We start from the raw sequence: 17,074 nt of genomic DNA, 5'->3' as shown, positions 1-17,074 counted from the left end.
AGAATGGAGGGGTATTCAATGTCTGAACAAGATAAATTATTAAATCCAAATCCAGGTGTTTGTGTACCGTGGGAAGTCAAAATGGAAGAATTCGGCGAGTTCCCTGGCAACGAAGCAATCGCTAAAAAAGAATGGGAAAAGCTAGACGATTTTGCGTACAATTTCATTTGGTTTTGGGCGCAGCGCTAGTCTTTCGAGTATAACGTCTATTGAGCTTTAGACTTCAGAAATAACGTTACAAGGAGTGGAATAATGATGCTAGCAGATTCTTTATCGAAGGCGATTGCCGAATTAGAAGAAGAACAAGTGGCGGAAATGGTTAAGGCGCGTTTAGAGAGCGGAGTTTCTCCATTGGAAATTGTAAATTCGCTACAGCAAGGTATGGCTGAGGCTGGTAACCGGTTTGAGACAGGTGAGTATTTCTTAGGGGAATTGATCATGTGTGGCGAAATTATGCAGGACTCTATGGCTGTTTTAGAGCCTCTCCTGATCGGAAGCAACGCTGAATTCAAGGGTACCATTGTGATTGGTACGGTCAAAGGAGATATCCATGACTTGGGTAAGAACATTGTCGTGATGCTCCTTAAAGGGTCTGGTTATAATGTCATCGACTTGGGAGTGGATGTAGCGAAGGAAAAATTTGTTGAGGCTATTAAGGACTCAAATGCTCCAATGGTAGGGATGAGTGTCCTTTTGACGGGTTGCCAGGAATCCATGAAAGAAGCGATTGATGCGATTCGAGCGGCTGGATTGACTACCAAGGTTTTGATCGGCGGGAACTATATCGACGATGTTGTCAGGGACTATGTTGGGGCGGATTACAGTGCGCAGGCTGCAACCGATGGCGTTAAGATTGCGAATGATATTTTTGCTTTGTAGGAGCGGCGCTTTAAGAAGTGGTAGCTGTAGAACGTTGAAATATGACGCATGTTGTATAGAGGCCTTTTAGGCCTCTATATTTTAGTTTGTTATAACCTTTATTCGTTCTTTCATTTTAGTCAGTTAGAAGATAAACTTGAGAAAAGGAAAATATAATAGAATGGAGACTGTAAAAACGAATGAACACCGAGATGGATCAAAAGGAAGGAAATCTGAGAACCCAAAAATATTTGGGAGAAAAGGGCCTTATCGTCTTAATAGCCTTCTTAAGCGCGTTTATCCCTTTATCAACCGATCTTTATCTGCCAGCCCTTCCGCGGATGGCAGAGAATTTTAATGCTGCTCCAAGTTTAATCAACCTAACGTTAATCCTGTTTTTTATTTTCTATGCGGCGGGCTCCCTGTTCTGGGGACCACTTAGCGATAAGTATGGCCGAAAACGAATTCTGTTAATAGGGTTAGTTATTTACACAGTGGCGAGTGCCCTGTGCGTCTTTTCCGGTAATGTTTACCAATTGATAGCATTTAGGATTATACAGGCGATTGCCAGTGGAGCGGCGACCTCAGTCGCCCAAGCAATCGTGAAGGATAGTTATTCTGGGAGAAAACGCTTATCGATTTTAGCCATAGTTACCTCAATGACCATGGTTGCCCCAATTGTGGCTCCGGTTATCGGCGCTCTGATATTGGGGTTTACATCATGGCGTGGGGTATTTGTGATCTTGGCGCTGATCGGTCTGTTGATCACCTTTGCAGTGATTGCCATGGAAGAAACCATCGACCAGCGGTCTACAGGAAGTATCCTTGAATCCTTTGGGAGATTAGGGGTTGTTGCTAAAAATCCAGGATTTATATCCCTTTTACTTACGTTTTCCTTAATGGCAATTCCGATGATGTCGTTCATTTCAGCGTCGTCCTATATCTATGTCAATCAATTTGGTTTAAGTGAACAGGTTTACAGTTATTTTTTTGCCGCTAATGCTTTCTTTATGGTCATTGGGCCTTTGCTTTATATGAGAGTTGTGAGACTGATTAAACCAATCTCACTGATCACTGCCAGCTATGTTATCGCTTGTTTGAGTGGGATATTAATTTGTACGATTGGAATTCAGAGCCCATGGTTGTTTGCTCTATCCTTATTACCTGCGACACTAACAGGTAGCATTACCCGTCCTCCTAGCGCTAACCTAATGCTGGAGCAGCAAAAGGGAGATACTGGAGCAGTAGTATCTCTGATGTCCTTTACCTTTACTCTCTTTGGCAGCCTTGGTATGATACTCATTTCTTTTGATTGGGCAAATCTGGTAAGGGTCATGGGGCTCATGTATGTGGTTTTCGCCTTTGCGAGTTTAGTTCTCTGGGTCAAGATCTCCAAGAAATCGTTTGTTCAGAAGGTATCATTAAAATAAAGAGGATTGAAGTAAGTGCAGAGGACTGCATGTTCCAAAACAATAGATTTTGGATAAGAAACGAGGTGCTTTTCTTGAAAACAGTGGCCATTGCCTGCCAAACGATTGAAGACGAACTTAAGGCTATCTACAATACCTTGCCTGACCCTTTCCCGATCGTGTGGGTAGAATCTGGACTGCACAATTTTCCAGCTCAGTTGAAGGAAAGGATACAGCAAGAAATCGATAAAATTAGTGGAGTGGAGAATATTCTGCTCCTGTTTGGTTATTGTGGTAACAGCATCGAGGGTCTCGTTGCTGCACAGGCCAGATTAGTGGTGCCTAAGGTTGAGGACTGTATATCCCTGCTGCTGGGAGGAAATCAGATTCGTCAAGCTCTCAGCCGGAAGACCCCAGCCTTTTATTTGACGGATGGTTGGCTTCGGTATGAGAAAAACATCTACTGGGAGTATGAGCAGAGTTTGAAAAAATATGGCGAGGCTAGGTCCTTACGTATTTTTCGAGCCATGTTTGCACATTATTCCACTCTCAATTTCATTGATACAGGGAGTTATGATTTAGAGTCTGTGATGAGTAGAACGGCCGAGTTTGCTGCGAAATTAGACCTTAAGCAGGGGATTGTTCCGGGTACTTTGAAACTAATCACTAAGGCGCTTTGTGAAGAATGGGATGAAGATTTCCTCATAGTCCCACCAGGTGTACCCATACACATTAACTACGGTGTGGTTTCTGAAACAAGTCAGCGCTAGAAAGGAGGGGATAAGCGTAGATGATTAACATTACTTTTTTACCATCGGAACAAGTTATCCAGGTTCCAGCTGGGACTTCGATCCTACAGGCAGCGATGTCTGCTGGTGTGCATGTCTTAAGTACTTGTGGTGGTAAGGGAACCTGTGGTAAATGTAAAGTCCTAACTTCAACAGAAATTAGACAAATTAAAGAAATTACTGAGACAGAAAAGAAATTTCTAAGTGCTTCTGAATTGGCGACCGGTTGGGTTTTGGCATGCCAGCATCTCTTAACACAGGACATGATTGTGAGGATACAAGAACAGAAAGATGTTTATCAACGTAAGACTGACTTCTCTGGAGTACAGCAGCTAAATGCTGCGCCGAGGATTCAGAAGCTACCTTTAAAATTGCCTAAGCCAAGTATAGAGGATCAGACTCCAGATTGGGATCGGCTCATGGCTGCCTTGCCAGGAGTGGGGTGTCAGTTCAACCGCACTGTGGCGGCTTCATTGCCAAGGGTATTTCGACTGGGGGATTTTCAGGTCACTGCGGTGTTGGATGGGGATAAATTGTTAGCTGTGGAGCCGGGTGATACATCCGAGCGCTGTTTTGGAGTAGCAATCGATGTTGGAACGACAACCGTTGTTGCATATCTAATGGACCTGAACAATGGAAGGGTTGTCACCAGTGGTGCAGCGACAAATCCTCAACAAGTCTTCGGCGCGGATGTGATTTCAAGGATTACTCACGCAGCGAGTGGTCCAAATCAATTACGAGAGTTGCAAGAAAAGGTGATCGGTGGACTGAATAAAACTATTGCTCAATTGTGCCAAGAACGTGAGATCGCTAAGGACGAAATCTATCAGGCTGTTGTAGTGGGCAACACGACGATGGCCCACTTATTCCTGGGAATAGATCCGACTTATTTGGCCCCAGCGCCCTTTATTCCGGTCTATCGGGAATCCGTCGAGGTCGAGGCCAACGAGATTGGACTGGATATTTTAGAAACTGGAACAGTGGTTATGCTCCCCAATGTGGCCGGTTACGTCGGTTCGGACACGGTGGGAGTTATGTTGGCTGCAGAGGTGGATCGTTTACCGGGGGTTAGCCTTATCGTAGATATCGGAACGAACGGAGAAATTATCCTGAGCGGCAAGGATCGGATACTCACCTGTTCGGCAGCGGCGGGACCTGCCTTTGAGGGTGCCGAGATTAAATTCGGCATGCGGGCGGCAGAGGGGGCGATCGAAGGGGTACGCATCACAGAGGATGTCCAATTGGACGTCATCGCTGGGGGCAAGGTGCGGGGTATATGTGGTTCTGGCCTGATTGATGCGATTGCTGAGATGTCCAAGGTCGGGGTTATTGGATCTACTGGACGGTTCGCAAGTGGACCTGCTCAACTAGAAAAGCTACCAACATTGGTACGCGAGAGATTGCGCAAAACAGAGCGGGCAAGCGAGTTTGTGCTTGTATGGAGTAAGGATTCGGCTTCGAACGAGGATATCGTGCTTTCTCAAAAGGATATCCGAGAAATGCAACTCGCAAAAGGAGCAATTATGGCGGGAATCATGATTCTCGTACGGGAAATGGGAATCACTTCCCAAGAGATTGATAGGGTACTTTTAGCTGGAGCGTTTGGCAATTATATTAGGAAGGAAAGTGCCGTTGAAATTGGCCTACTTCCGTCCTTACCGCTGGGAAAAATCACGACAATAGGGAATGCCGCAGGTGATGGGGCAAAAATGGCTTTGCTATCAACTGAAGAGAGAGCACGGGCAGAAACACTTGCCAAACGGGCGGAGCATATCGAGCTTTCCACTAAGAAAGAATTCCAAGCAGAATTTATTAAGGGACTCGATTTTAAAAAAGTGAAATAACCTAAAATAATAATCAATAGCTACTTGCCTTCGAGTTTTTATAATCACTGTATAATAGAGCAGATGAGGTTAATGGAGAATAGTCGGTTCTCCATTAACTTTATTTATGTTACAATAAATAAAGTTTCAAGAAAGTAGTGTTATTGTACCTTCGAATTTAGCCTTATTCGCTATTAAATCATCTATTATCACTGTTTTCCTTATATATGTCGGAGTAATGCTGAAAACGAGGAGGTCCTACTATACAATCTAGTGGTCATCTTATGAAATTTTGATTATAAACTGTGTAATTGGCCAAGTAACAAAGTTTGTCCTATAGTGTCCGTTAACTCTAGGTATAACTAATAATTATCGCGATATCTCAAGGGAAAGAGACTAGCGGCAAATCAAGCAACAGTCGGACGTACTGTATGTTATAATATGTACAAGAATTGAGGTGGAGTGGTTAATGTATCGGTTGGACGATTTGAATCCAGTACAAAGAGAAGCAGCTGAGCATAGAGAAGGGCCGCTTCTAATTCTCGCGGGTGCTGGATCGGGAAAGACCCGTGTTCTCACCTATAGAATTGCTCACTTAATTGCTCAAGGGATAGAACCCAGTGCGATCTTAGCAATCACGTTTACGAATAAAGCGGCCAAAGAGATGCGTGAGCGAGTGACCACACTGGTAGGTAATGAGGGATATGGGTTATGGGTTACCACATTTCACTCAGCCTGTGTTCGTATTCTGAGACGTGAAATAGATAATATGTCGGGGTATAACCGGAACTTTGTTATATACGATACTGGAGACCAACAGTCTCTATTGAAATCCTGCTTGAAGGAATACAATCTAGATGAAAAGAAATTCCCAGTGCGCAGTGTTGCGGCGGTCATCAGCGATGCTAAAAACAACCTGTTAGATCCAGAGGGGTTTTCACAGGCGGCTAGCGATTATTTCCAACATAAAGTCGTTGATATATATCGTTCTTATCAGAAACGACTCAAGAACAATAATGCGTTAGATTTTGATGATATCATTATGCTGACAGTGCGGCTGTTTCAGCAAAATAACCAAGTCTTTCGCTATTATCAAGATAAATTCCGTTACATTATGGTTGATGAGTATCAAGATACGAATCATGCCCAATATATGCTAATCAAACTCTTAGCGAGCGAGTATCGCAACCTCTGCGTGGTGGGAGATGATGATCAATCGGTCTATGGATGGCGCGGGGCGGATATCAAGAATATTCTTGACTTTGAACGCGATTATCCGGAAGCGAAAGTCATTAAACTCGAGCAAAATTACCGCTCAACGCAAAAGATTCTTAATGCAGCTAATGCAGTGGTCAAAAATAACGAAACTCGTAAAGAAAAGTCGCTTTGGACCGATAATGCCGAGGGACAATCTTTAGTGTGTTATATCGGCAATGATGAGCGAGATGAAGCGGGCTATGTCGTAGAGCGCATTCAACGTTTACATGAGCTCGAAGGACGGCCTTATAATGACTGTGCTATTCTTTACCGAACAAATGCTCAGTCGCGGGCGCTTGAGGAGCGTTTAATGAAGGCTGCTACGCCCTATCGCATCTTCTCAGGGTTGAAATTCTACCAGCGCATGGAAATCAAAGACATCTTAGCTTATTTAAGAGTCTTGTCTAACCCCGCTGATCAAGTGAGTTTTGCCCGTGTACTCGGCGTACCTAAACGCGGACTAGGAGATAGTGCGCTGGAGAAGATCTTAGAATATGCAAATGAACAGGGAATGCCCGTGCTGGAAGCGATTCTTGAAGCTGAGTATATTCCGGAATTGCCAACACGAGCCAAAAAACCTTTGATTGGTTTTGCCCAATTGATGCAAGGCTTAGTGGCGTATTCTAAGGAAGCGTCGGTTACGGATTTGGTAGAAGCAATTTTAAATAAGACGGGGTACAAGGCACTTCTTCAAGCAGAGGATACCCCTGAAGCGGAGACTCGTCTGGAAAACTTGTTGGAGTTTCTTTCCGTCACGGCAGAGTATGATGCTAAGGCGGCCCAGGCCGCGCAAAATGCGTTAAATGACGGAGGAGATGAGGAAGAGGTCAACCCAGGCTTAAATGGCTTCTTACAACAGGTTTCATTGGTCGCTGATATCGATGAACTGGACCAGTCAGAAGAAGCTGTGGCTCTAATGACCATGCACAGTGCGAAGGGGTTGGAGTTCCCGGTAGTGTTTGTAGTGGGCATGGAGGATGGGATTTTCCCCAGTAGTCGTTCACTTATGGACCCGATCGAATTAGAAGAAGAACGGCGACTCTGTTATGTCGCCATCACCCGAGCGAGGGAGAAACTATATCTCTGCAATGCTGAAATGCGAATGCTTTACGGCAAAACACAGTACAACCGGCCTTCATGTTTCTTGGCGGAGATCCCAGCAGCTTTAATGACGGATATTGACCCTCTAGATCCACCAAAACGTCGTTCAAACGCTAAGCCTAAATCGTCGTGGTCGCAGGATAAGAAAGCAGATCGTACGATTCCCTTGGGTTCAGGTTCATGGGAAAAAGGTTTCGGAAGTACTCTTGTTAGTAAAGGAGGTGAGGCACATCATTTAGGAGACAAAGTGGAACATGCTACATTTGGTCGAGGAGTTATTGTCTCAATCAAGGGGGAAGGCGACCAGGCGGAGCTGACGATTGTTTTCGACGGTGGAATCAAAAAACTTATGGCTGAATATGCCAAGTTAACGAAGCTGTAACATTTTTTGTCTATTGTACATTTCAAAAATTTCGTAAAAAAGAAAGGTTTAGGTGTAACTATGTCAGATAAAATTTATGTTGTTGGTCATAAAAGCCCAGATACGGATTCAGTGTGTTCAGCGATCGCTTTAGCTAATTTGAAGGCTCTTACAGGGACTGAAAATGTTGTTCCTTGCTCTGCTGGAAAACTCAATAAAGAGACAGAATTCGTACTTAACTATTTTGGAGTTGCGGTTCCTGAAGTATTGGAGTCTGTAGAACCTAAACAAAAATTGATTCTCGTCGACCACAATGAATATGGACAAGCGGTTGCTGGTGCAGATCAAGCTCAGCTTGTGCAAATTGTTGACCATCACAAAGTGGGCGGATTTCAAACATCAGAACCTCTTTATGTTCGTATTGAGCCTGTAGGTTCCACATGTACCATCGTTGCACAAATGTACAAAGAACTAGGCATCACTCCAGATAAAGGGATCGCTGGAATTTTACTCTCAGCTCTTCTTTCCGATACCGTAATTTTTAAGTCTCCTACTTGTACTCCACTTGACAAGGAGATCGCCGCTTATCTTGCACCTATTGCAGGCGTTGAACCTATGGCATATGGTATCGAGATGTTTAAATCAGCTTCCAACATCGCAGATCGTACTCCACAAAGCATGATCGAAGAAGACCTTAAGGCCTTTACGATGGGTGCTCATAAAATTGGAGTTGGACAAGTCAGTCTAATGGGTATGGATGGTTTTGAAGCTGTTCGGGCAAACTTAACAGCAGCGATTGAAGCACATCGTGTCGCTCAAGATATGCGGTATCTTTGCTTAATGATAACAGATATTTTAACAGACACAACAGAGCTGATTGTTAAAGGGGACAACCCAGAAGAAGTAGCTAAGGCTTTCGGCAAAGAAATTGTTAATGGCAGTGTTGATCTACCAGGCGTTCTTTCCCGTAAAAAGCAAGTTGTACCACAAATGACAACCTATTTCCAAGCTTAATTTTCGTACCTAGGTAACGGAAAATGAGTTAACAAGTAGTATCATAGGCGGGGATCGGAGGAATTTCAGTGCAGGATGAATTTGAACTTGTAACAACGCTTCGTAAGGAACTCGAAGACGCTAATAAGCAGTATTATGTGCTTGATCAGCCACGCATCACGGATGCTGAATATGATGCTTTTATGCGCGAGCTTCTGGACTTGGAAGCCAAGCATCCTAACTGGGTTACTCCGGATTCTCCGACTCAACGCGTTGGAGGAGAGGTAGCCAAAGAGTACACTAAAGTGCGGCATTTGGAGCCTCTTCTTAGTTTGGACAATGCGTTTGCTCCGGGTGATTTGCAAGAGTTTGACCGACGCGTACGCAAGGTTGCCCCCACGGTGGAGTACGTTGTAGAACTTAAAATTGATGGTTTAACTGTCGCCTTAACCTATGAGGATGGGCTTATTATGCGTGGAGCCACTCGTGGAGATGGTGAAGTTGGAGAAGATATTACCGTCAATGTCAAAACCATGGGTTCTATTCCTTTGCGCTTGGATAAGACGGTTCCAAAGCTAAGTGTTCGAGGAGAAGGGTATATGCCCAAAGCTTCGTTTGCACGTTTAAATCAAGAACGAGAAGAAGAAGGGCAGCCTACGTTTGCTAATCCACGCAATGCAGCAGCCGGGTCATTGCGTCAACTGAACTCTAAAATCACAGCAGAGCGCAAACTCGACTACTTTGCCTATCAAGTTTTATCAGCGAAAGAATTAGGTCTTCATAACCAAACAGAGGTGCTCACTTATTTACATCGGCAGGGTTTTGTCGTAAATCCTGAGTATAAGGTATTTAGCGATATCGAAGAGGTTATAACTTATTGTGAAGAAATGGCATCAGAGCGTCATCGTTTCCCGTATGATATTGACGGTCTAGTGATTAAAGTGAATGAATTTGACCTTCAACAGGAACTTGGGTTTACCGCCAAAAGTCCCCGCTGGGCGATTTCTTATAAATTTCCGGCGGAGCAGGTTGAAACGGTCATCGAAGATATTGTCATCCGTGTTGGGCGTACCGGAGTATTGACGCCTACGGCGGTTCTAAAAGCAGTTTCCGTGGCAGGTTCTACAGTGAGTCGTGCCACACTTCATAATCTTGATAACATTCGTGAAAAGGATATTCGGATTGGGGATCATGTGCTTTTACATAAAGCGGGGGACGTGATTCCAGAGGTTATCAGAGTTATACCTGAAAAACGCATGGGTGAGGAACGGCTATTTGAAATGCCGGATCTCTGCCCAGAATGTCAGAGTCCCGTCACGCAAGACGAAGGGGAAGTCGCATATCGTTGTCATAGTATAACCTGTCCAGCAAGGCAACGTGAGGGGATTATCCACTTTGTTTCGCGCGATGCCATGGCAATCGATGGGTTAGGACCTGCGGTTGTTCAACAACTCCTAGATGCAGGCTTGATCAAGGATGCGGCTGATCTCTATTCTTTGAATTTTGATGATTTGACGCCTGTGGATCGGATGGGCAAAAAATCGGCAGAGAATTTACTTAAGGCGATCGAAGACAGCAAAGAGCGAGGCTTGGCTCCATTGATCTTTGCCTTGGGAATTCGCAATACTGGCGCAAAATCTGGAAAAACATTAGCACAAGCCTTTGGCTCTATGGATAAGTTGCTCAGTGCGACAGTGGAAGAACTACAAGAGATCCCTGACGTAGGACCGACCATGGCTGAAAGCCTAGTGCAGTTTTTTGCGCTAGAGAGTACAGAACAATTCCTGACTAAATTGCGTGAAGCTGGTGTGAACATGACCGCGGGAACCTCGATTAAACCGCAGATATTCGCAGGTAAGAGCATCGTCGTAACCGGCTCTCTAGAGCGCTGGGAACGACGGCAGATCGAAGATCTTATCGAAGGATATGGCGGAAAAGCGGCAAGCAGCGTCAGTAAAAAAACGGCTTTTGTCGTTGCCGGGGAGAAAGCAGGCTCAAAGCTACTAAAAGCGCAGGGTCTGGGAGTTCTGGTTATAACGGAAGAGGAATTTGAACAATTGATTAATGAGCCTCTTTGAAAGTGTGTCAGAGGGACGGGCCTTTTAACACAATTCACGTAGGTAGTAGGGATGGTTCTTGAAAATGCATTTGTAAGCATGAAAGAAGCTTCCTTATTTGCAGTAAAAAGCCGATTTCTCCCTAAAAGAGAAACCGGCTTTTTACTATTAAGAATTCTTCTTAGATTGATGAGTTTGCAACTTGATTAGCTCATCTAACTTTTGTAATAGCGCTTTATCAATGACTTCTTTACGTTTAAAAAACCGTATAGCACTTACCATTAGGTAAATAACGAATACAAAAAATATAAAGAAAAAGAGCATAGGAAATAATAAGGTTAATATAACAGTGTAATCAAATTGTATTGGGTTGCCTCCCATAACATTCACCCCTGAGTTAAAGTATATCATCTTTTACCATGATCGTATGCGTGATCCGTCGAAGATTTGATTACTTTGGATAAAATTAATAAAGATTTGATAATAACTCCTGCAAATCATCATAGCCCCCCGATAGCTCGTGAAAAAGGCCCCTAATGGCTATTTTAGGTATACTCCCGATGTATAAGTCCAAGAAGTTTCCTTAAAAGACCCGCCTAGTGTTGTTTTTTTCATATATATTGCCTCGTTCTGCCATTTTTGTTATGATAGAGGTTAAAGCAACAAACTATCCAAGGGAAGGTGAATTAGATGACGATTTCACGTGAAAACGTTGAATATGTGGCAGCATTGGCGCGTTTAGAGTTAACTGAACCGGAGATTCAAGAGTATACCGAACAACTTAACTCTATTTTAGACTATGCGGCCATGTTGGAGCGCTTAGACACAGCGGATGTGGTGCCTACTGCTCATGCTGTTCCATTACACAATGTTATGCGCGAAGATCAAGTGAGCGCCTCGATTAATCATGAGAAGGCCCTGAAAAATGCCCCGGATGGGGAAGAGGGTTTCTTTAGGGTGCCGAGAATAAGTTTGACTTAGAAAGGAGGGTGCAGAAATGGCAACAGGGGATATAGGGAAATCAGTCAGTGAACTGCATGAGCTTCTCGTACATAAAGACGTCAGTTCTACAGAATTGACGAAAGCTTATATAGAGCGTATTAAGACGGTTGATCCAGAATTGAAAGCCTACTTAACAGTCGTAGAAGATCGGGCAATAGCTCAGGCTGCTGAAATTGACCGAAAGATTGCCCAAAACGAGGTCCTCGGTGCTTTAGAGGGAATTCCGATGGCTTTGAAGGACAACATGTGCACAGAAGGGGTTCGTACAAGCTGTGCTTCAAAGATGTTGGAGAGTTTTATTCCACCCTATAATGCGACTGTGACAGACCGTCTTCAGGCTGCGGGAACAATCCTGCTCGGCAAAGTTAATATGGATGAGTTTGCAATGGGTTCTTCTACGGAAAATTCATATTTTGCCAAAACTTGCAATCCTTGGAACTTAGAGTATGTTCCTGGAGGATCTTCCGGGGGGGCCGCAGTAGCCGTAGCTGCGGACGAGGCTGCTTTTTCCTTGGGTTCTGACACGGGGGGATCCATCCGACAACCGGCAGCATTTTGTGGGGTGGTTGGAATGAAGCCAACTTACGGCGCAGTTTCGCGGTTTGGCCTTATTGCGTTTGCGTCCTCACTCGATCAAATTGGTCCGTTTACTAAAACCGTGCGAGACAATGCCTTGGTGTTGAATGCTATCGCTGGATATGATCCTATGGATTCGACATCAGTTGTTTATGAGAAGCCAGATTATACTAAGTTCCTGGTTAATAACGTTAAAGGTTTGAGAATTGGAATTCCGCGTGAGTATTACGGTGAGGGGATTGATCCAGACGTTGCCAAAGGGATTCGAGCAGGCATTCAAACTTTGATTGATTTAGGTGCAGAAGTATCTGAGTGTTCACTACCCCATACCGAGTACGCGATACCAGCTTATTACTTGATTGCCACGGCTGAGGCGAGCTCTAATCTTGCACGCTATGATGGAGTACGCTATGGGTACAGGGCTGAGGCAGAAGATGTATTAGGTATGTTTAAATCAACTAGAGCAGAAGGATTTGGACCAGAAGTGAAACGAAGAATTATGCTCGGAACCTATGCTTTGAGTTCTGGGTATTATGACGCATATTATCTAAAAGCGCAAAAGGTCAGAACGCTAATCAAACAGGATTTTGACAAGGCGTTTGAGAAGTTTGATGTGCTCCTCTCCCCGACAGCTCCGACTCCAGCCTTTAAATTTGGGGAAAAATCCGCTAATCCTTTAGCTATGTACTTATCGGACATAACGACCGTACCCATAAATTTGGCTGGAATTCCGGCAATTTCTATTCCAGCGGGATTCGTAGGTGGAATGCCAATCGGCATGCAGTTCATGGGTAAAGCGTTTGATGAAGGGACCTTGTATCGAGTAGCCTATACCTTTGAACAAAACACGAATTATCACACGTTAAAACCGAGTTTGTCTAAGGAGGTGCTGGCTTGTGGTAGTCGCTGAAAAATACGAAATGGTCTGTGGACTGGAGGTACATGTTGAACTCCAAACTAAGACCAAGATTTTCTGTGGATGTACAACGGAGTTTGGGGGAGAGCAAAACACGCACGTTTGCCCAGTGTGCCTCGGTATGCCTGGCGCGCTCCCAGTCCTTAACCGTGAAGTGGTAAATTATGCGATTAAGGCTGGATTGGCGTTGGACTGTGAGATCGCTGAGTTTTCAAAATTTGACCGTAAGAACTACTTCTACCCGGATTTGTCTAAGAATTACCAGACCTCTCAATTCGACTTGCCGATTTGCGGCAAGGGTGGGTTGGAGATTGAAGTCGATGGGGAAAAAAAGTGGATAGGGATCACGCGGGCCCACATGGAGGAAGATGCGGGTAAGCTCGTGCATAGCGGAGAGACGATCTCAACGTCTAACGAATCTTCAGTTGATTATAATCGAGCAGGAGTGCCGCTTCTAGAAATCGTTTCAGAGCCTGATATGAGCTCGATTCCAGAAGTACTTGCCTATCTCGAAAAATTAGTCCAGATTCTAGAGTATACAGAGGTGTCGGACTGCCGTTTGGAACAAGGCTCGGTTCGCTTTGATGTGAATGTTTCGCTCAGACCCTTCGGAACGGAAACCTTGGGAACTCGTACCGAAACGAAGAACTTGAATTCCTTTAGCTCTGTTCGGCGGTGCATGGAGTATGAAGTGGCTCGTCAAACCCGAGTGTTAAATGCGGGTGAAAACGTGGTACAGGAAACACGCACTTGGGATGAGGGGCAAGGGGTCACGCTAACACTCCGTTCTAAAGAGGAAGCCCATGATTATCGCTACTTTCCTGAACCCGATCTCCCTCCCCTGGTTATTGACCGAGATTGGGTAGAAAGAATTCGTAAAACCCTCCCAGAACTTCCCGCCGCACGACGTGCTCGACTGCAGGCATTAGGACTGTCAGCTTATGATGCTGGGGTTATAACTCAAGGAAAAGCTATGGCAGACTTCTTCGATGAAGCCTTAACCTACTATGGAGATGCTAAGACCTTAGCGAACTGGGTCATGGGCGATGTTACTCGTCTGCTAAACACTAACCAGTGTAATGTGTCCGATTCTCCGATTTCTGCTCAACAATTAGCGGAGCTACTCGAACTTATCAATAAAGGAACCCTGAGCGGAAAGATCGCTAAGACTGTCCTTGAAGAAATGTATAGTACGGGTAAGGACGCTGGGCTTATTGTCAAGGAGAAAGGACTCGCTCAGATCAGTGACGAGGGGGCACTTCTCGGGATTATCGACGGCGTAATTGCTGCCAATCCCCAATCGGTAGAGGACTACCGAGCTGGAAAAGATAAAGCGATTGGTTTCCTCGTTGGTCAAATCATGAAGGCTACCAAGGGGCAGGCTAACCCGGGGCTTGTAAATCAGCTGCTCAAGGATAAATTAGCCTAAAGATAGGGGGCTTCTCATCAAGAGGAGCCCCTATCTTATTTTAGTAACACAACCTGTAAAAAGTATACAGTATAAAGAAATGGATATCCTTCAATCGCGGGGGGTATTATGCTAGTATAAAGATAAGGGAAATCTAGCTGTATACTCGGCTAAATAGCTTAATTCCAGTTTAAGAAGAAGGGTGAGTCTGACTAATGAGTAGACATTTAGTAATTGTGGATACCACGTTACGCGACGGGGAACAAACGGCAGGAGTTGTGTTCTCAAATCAGGAAAAATTGCGCATCGCTCGATTGCTTGATGAGCTTGGCGTTCAGCAGATTGAAGCTGGTGTTCCTGTCATGGGTGGCGATGAATTGCAAGCCATTAGTGATATTGTTAAATTAGGATTAAAAGCTAGTATTATGGGCTGGAATCGCGCAGTAGTTTCAGATATTGAAGCCTCACTGGCTTGTGGTGTTGATGCTGTTGCGATTTCTATTTCCACCTCAGATATTCATATCGAACATAAACTTATGACCACCCGTGAGGACGTTTTAGAACGGATGGTAAAGGCAACAACCTTTGCTAAACGTGAAGGATTGTATATATCCGTTAACGCGGAAGATGCCTCGCGCTCAGATATGGATTTTTTAGTGGAATTTGCTAAAGAAGCCAAAAAAGCGGGCGCAAATCGATTGCGCTATTGTGATACCGTAGGGATTTTGGATCCGTTCAAAACATATGACAATATTAAAACTCTGATCGAAAAAGCAGGTATTGACGTTGAAATGCATACCCATGACGATTTTGGATTGGCAACCGCCAATGCTTTAGCTGGAGTAAAGGCCGGGGCGACACATGTTGGGGTTACGGTGAATGGTTTGGGAGAACGAGCTGGTAATGCAGCCTTAGAAGAAGTGGTCATGGCTTTAAAACATTTACTCGATACGGATTTAAGCTTCGCCACGGAACGTTTTGTCGAGGTTTCTGAATACGTCGCTCGAGCCTCGGGTCGGATGCTTCCACCCTGGAAATCGATTGTGGGTAGTAATATGTTTGCGCACGAATCTGGGATTCATGCCGATGGAGCGCTAAAGAACCCTAAGACTTATGAAGCATTCAGCCCTGAAGATGTTGGGTCCGAACGGCAGATAGTGATAGGAAAACACTCGGGGACGGCGTCCATCAAGGCGAAATTTTTTCTTGAGTATGGAAGAGAAATGTCAGACGAAGATGCTAATGAAATGTTGACTAGGGTCCGAGCGCTGGCTGTCGACATGAAGCGCTCGCTCTTTGATAAAGAACTGGTGTATATTTATAGTGATATGTTAAAACAACACGGAGTTTAATAATTTGCAAAAATAAAAGGCGGCAATCAGCCGCCTTTAAAGGGAGTACAACAATGTCAATTAAAGTAACATTAATACCAGGAGACGGAATAGGTCCAGAAGTTAGTTATGCTGCTCAAAGTGTCATTACGGCTAGTCACGCCCCAATTGAATGGGAAGTAGTAGAAGCAGGCGAAGCCTGTATCGCACAGTACGGAACTCCCTTGCCAGAACATGTATTAGAGACGATTCGTCGTAATAAGGTAGCCCTTAAAGGACCCATTACTACCCCAGTCGGAAAAGGCTTTCGTAGTGTCAATGTTGCTTTGCGCAAGCAATTGCAGCTTTATGCTAACGTGCGGCATTTAAAGAACTTGCCGAATGTTCCGTCACGTTATGAAGGTGTGGATATTGTGGTTGTACGGGAAAATACGGAGGACCTCTATGCCGGGATTGAACACATGGTTGGACGCGATGCGGCGGAAAGTATCAAGATTATTACTCGTGAAGCCTCAGAACGAATTGGGAGGTATGCCTTCGAATTAGCTCGTCAGGAAGGGCGTAAACGAGTGACGATTGTCCATAAAGCCAATATTATGAAACTGAGTGACGGTCTTTTTCTGGAAAGTGTGCGCTCGGTGGCCCATGATTATCCAGAGATTGAGTGTGAAGACCGGATCGTCGATGCGATGTGTATGAATTTAGTTCAAACCCCCGAGCAATTTGATGTGCTAGTCTTACCTAATCTCTATGGTGACATTATTTCAGATCTCGTCGCTGGATTAGTGGGTGGACTGGGTGTCGCACCAGGGGCCAATATCGGAGAAATGGGCGCTGTCTTTGAGGCCGCTCACGGAAGTGCCCCTCAAATTGCAGGTAAGAATTTGGCTAATCCTCTGGCGATGATTCTCTCGGGTATTGAGATGCTTAAATATCTTGGATTCGTGGAGGAAGCCAAGCGAGTTGAGACAGGGATTGAGCATGTTCTAAGGCAAAGAGATTATATTACTGCAGATTTGGGAGGTAAATCCGGTACTAAAGAGATGGCCGCTGCCATCATTAAAGCCATGGGTTAATTCTTATTGGTGAATAAAAGATTAAATCATACAGAGGGATTTTCAGCATGATGTACCAAACACGATAGATCGCCTAAGGTGACTGGATTAGTAATAATCTAGTCACCTTATTGATGTA

Annotated in this window: 13 protein-coding genes; all 13 read left to right on the top strand. The window is 44.6% G+C overall.

The annotated features are described in order from the left end of the window. Positions 1–18 precede the first annotated feature (18 nt). The 13 genes from E4K67_RS30075 (at position 19) to E4K67_RS05885 (ending at position 16,956) form a co-directional block, all read left to right on the top strand. A complete protein-coding gene (locus tag E4K67_RS30075) occupies positions 19–189 on the top strand; it encodes a hypothetical protein (protein WP_199242473.1) in 171 nt (56 codons plus the stop codon). Between the two features lie 63 nt (positions 190–252). Then, complete coding sequence (locus E4K67_RS05945; protein WP_243454341.1) at positions 253–879, top strand: cobalamin B12-binding domain-containing protein; 627 nt, start codon at positions 253–255, stop codon at positions 877–879. 179 nt (positions 880–1,058) lie between these two features. Then, on the top strand, positions 1,059–2,288 hold the full coding sequence (locus E4K67_RS05940; RefSeq protein WP_135545501.1) for a multidrug effflux MFS transporter: 1,230 nt from the start codon (positions 1,059–1,061) through the stop codon (positions 2,286–2,288). 83 nt (positions 2,289–2,371) lie between these two features. Beyond that, entirely contained in the window at positions 2,372–3,037 is a 666-nt protein-coding gene (locus E4K67_RS05935; RefSeq protein WP_243454375.1) for a DUF1638 domain-containing protein, read from the top strand. Positions 3,038–3,057: 20 nt separating this feature from the next. Then, positions 3,058–4,899, top strand: coding sequence for an ASKHA domain-containing protein (locus E4K67_RS05930; protein ID WP_135545499.1), 1,842 nt, complete (start codon positions 3,058–3,060; stop codon positions 4,897–4,899). 448 nt (positions 4,900–5,347) lie between these two features. Continuing rightward, positions 5,348–7,618 carry a DNA helicase PcrA gene (gene pcrA / locus E4K67_RS05925; protein ID WP_135545498.1) on the top strand — a complete coding sequence of 757 codons (2,271 nt, stop codon included), beginning with the start codon at positions 5,348–5,350 and terminating at the stop codon, positions 7,616–7,618. Between the two features lie 60 nt (positions 7,619–7,678). Continuing rightward, a complete protein-coding gene (locus tag E4K67_RS05920) occupies positions 7,679–8,611 on the top strand; it encodes a manganese-dependent inorganic pyrophosphatase (RefSeq protein WP_135545497.1) in 933 nt (310 codons plus the stop codon). Between the two features lie 68 nt (positions 8,612–8,679). Further along, a complete protein-coding gene (gene ligA, locus E4K67_RS05915) occupies positions 8,680–10,668 on the top strand; it encodes an NAD-dependent DNA ligase LigA (protein ID WP_135545496.1) in 1,989 nt (662 codons plus the stop codon). A gap of 669 nt (positions 10,669–11,337) precedes the next feature. Continuing rightward, positions 11,338–11,628, top strand: a complete 291-nt coding sequence (gene gatC, locus E4K67_RS05905) for an Asp-tRNA(Asn)/Glu-tRNA(Gln) amidotransferase subunit GatC (RefSeq protein WP_135545494.1) — start codon at positions 11,338–11,340, stop codon at positions 11,626–11,628. Positions 11,629–11,644: 16 nt separating this feature from the next. Continuing rightward, positions 11,645–13,135: an Asp-tRNA(Asn)/Glu-tRNA(Gln) amidotransferase subunit GatA gene (gene gatA / locus E4K67_RS05900; protein WP_135545493.1), complete on the top strand. Its 1,491-nt coding sequence runs from the start codon at positions 11,645–11,647 to the stop codon at positions 13,133–13,135. Beyond that, on the top strand, positions 13,122–14,570 hold the full coding sequence (gatB, locus tag E4K67_RS05895; protein WP_135545492.1) for an Asp-tRNA(Asn)/Glu-tRNA(Gln) amidotransferase subunit GatB: 1,449 nt from the start codon (positions 13,122–13,124) through the stop codon (positions 14,568–14,570). Before gatA ends, gatB begins: the two co-directional genes overlap by 14 nt. A gap of 194 nt (positions 14,571–14,764) precedes the next feature. Continuing rightward, positions 14,765–15,901, top strand: a complete 1,137-nt coding sequence (gene nifV, locus E4K67_RS05890) for a homocitrate synthase (RefSeq protein ID WP_135545491.1) — start codon at positions 14,765–14,767, stop codon at positions 15,899–15,901. Between the two features lie 53 nt (positions 15,902–15,954). Then, positions 15,955–16,956, top strand: a complete 1,002-nt coding sequence (locus E4K67_RS05885) for an isocitrate/isopropylmalate dehydrogenase family protein (protein WP_135545490.1) — start codon at positions 15,955–15,957, stop codon at positions 16,954–16,956. The last annotated feature ends 118 nt before the right edge of the window (positions 16,957–17,074 follow it).

It is taken from the genome of Desulfosporosinus fructosivorans (assembly GCF_004766045.1).
Lineage (GTDB): Bacteria > Bacillota > Desulfitobacteriia > Desulfitobacteriales > Desulfitobacteriaceae > Desulfosporosinus > Desulfosporosinus fructosivorans.
Note: the sequence above shows the minus strand (reverse complement) of the source record. Positions and strands in the feature narration are given on the sequence as shown.

Bases quoted from the DNA above. Each gene is read 5' to 3' on its own strand.
- pcrA (WP_135545498.1), top strand. From the start codon at position 5,348: ATGTATCGGTTGGACGATTTGAATCCAGTACAAAGAGAAGCAGCTGAG.
- E4K67_RS05885 (WP_135545490.1), top strand. From the start codon at position 15,955: ATGTCAATTAAAGTAACATTAATACCAGGAGACGGAATAGGTCCAGAA.
- E4K67_RS05930 (WP_135545499.1), top strand. From the start codon at position 3,058: ATGATTAACATTACTTTTTTACCATCGGAACAAGTTATCCAGGTTCCA.
- gatC (WP_135545494.1), top strand. From the start codon at position 11,338: ATGACGATTTCACGTGAAAACGTTGAATATGTGGCAGCATTGGCGCGT.
- E4K67_RS05945 (WP_243454341.1), top strand. From the start codon at position 253: ATGATGCTAGCAGATTCTTTATCGAAGGCGATTGCCGAATTAGAAGAA.
- nifV (WP_135545491.1), top strand. From the start codon at position 14,765: ATGAGTAGACATTTAGTAATTGTGGATACCACGTTACGCGACGGGGAA.
- E4K67_RS05920 (WP_135545497.1), top strand. From the start codon at position 7,679: ATGTCAGATAAAATTTATGTTGTTGGTCATAAAAGCCCAGATACGGAT.
- E4K67_RS30075 (WP_199242473.1), top strand. From the start codon at position 19: ATGTCTGAACAAGATAAATTATTAAATCCAAATCCAGGTGTTTGTGTA.
- gatA (WP_135545493.1), top strand. From the start codon at position 11,645: ATGGCAACAGGGGATATAGGGAAATCAGTCAGTGAACTGCATGAGCTT.
- E4K67_RS05940 (WP_135545501.1), top strand. From the start codon at position 1,059: ATGAACACCGAGATGGATCAAAAGGAAGGAAATCTGAGAACCCAAAAA.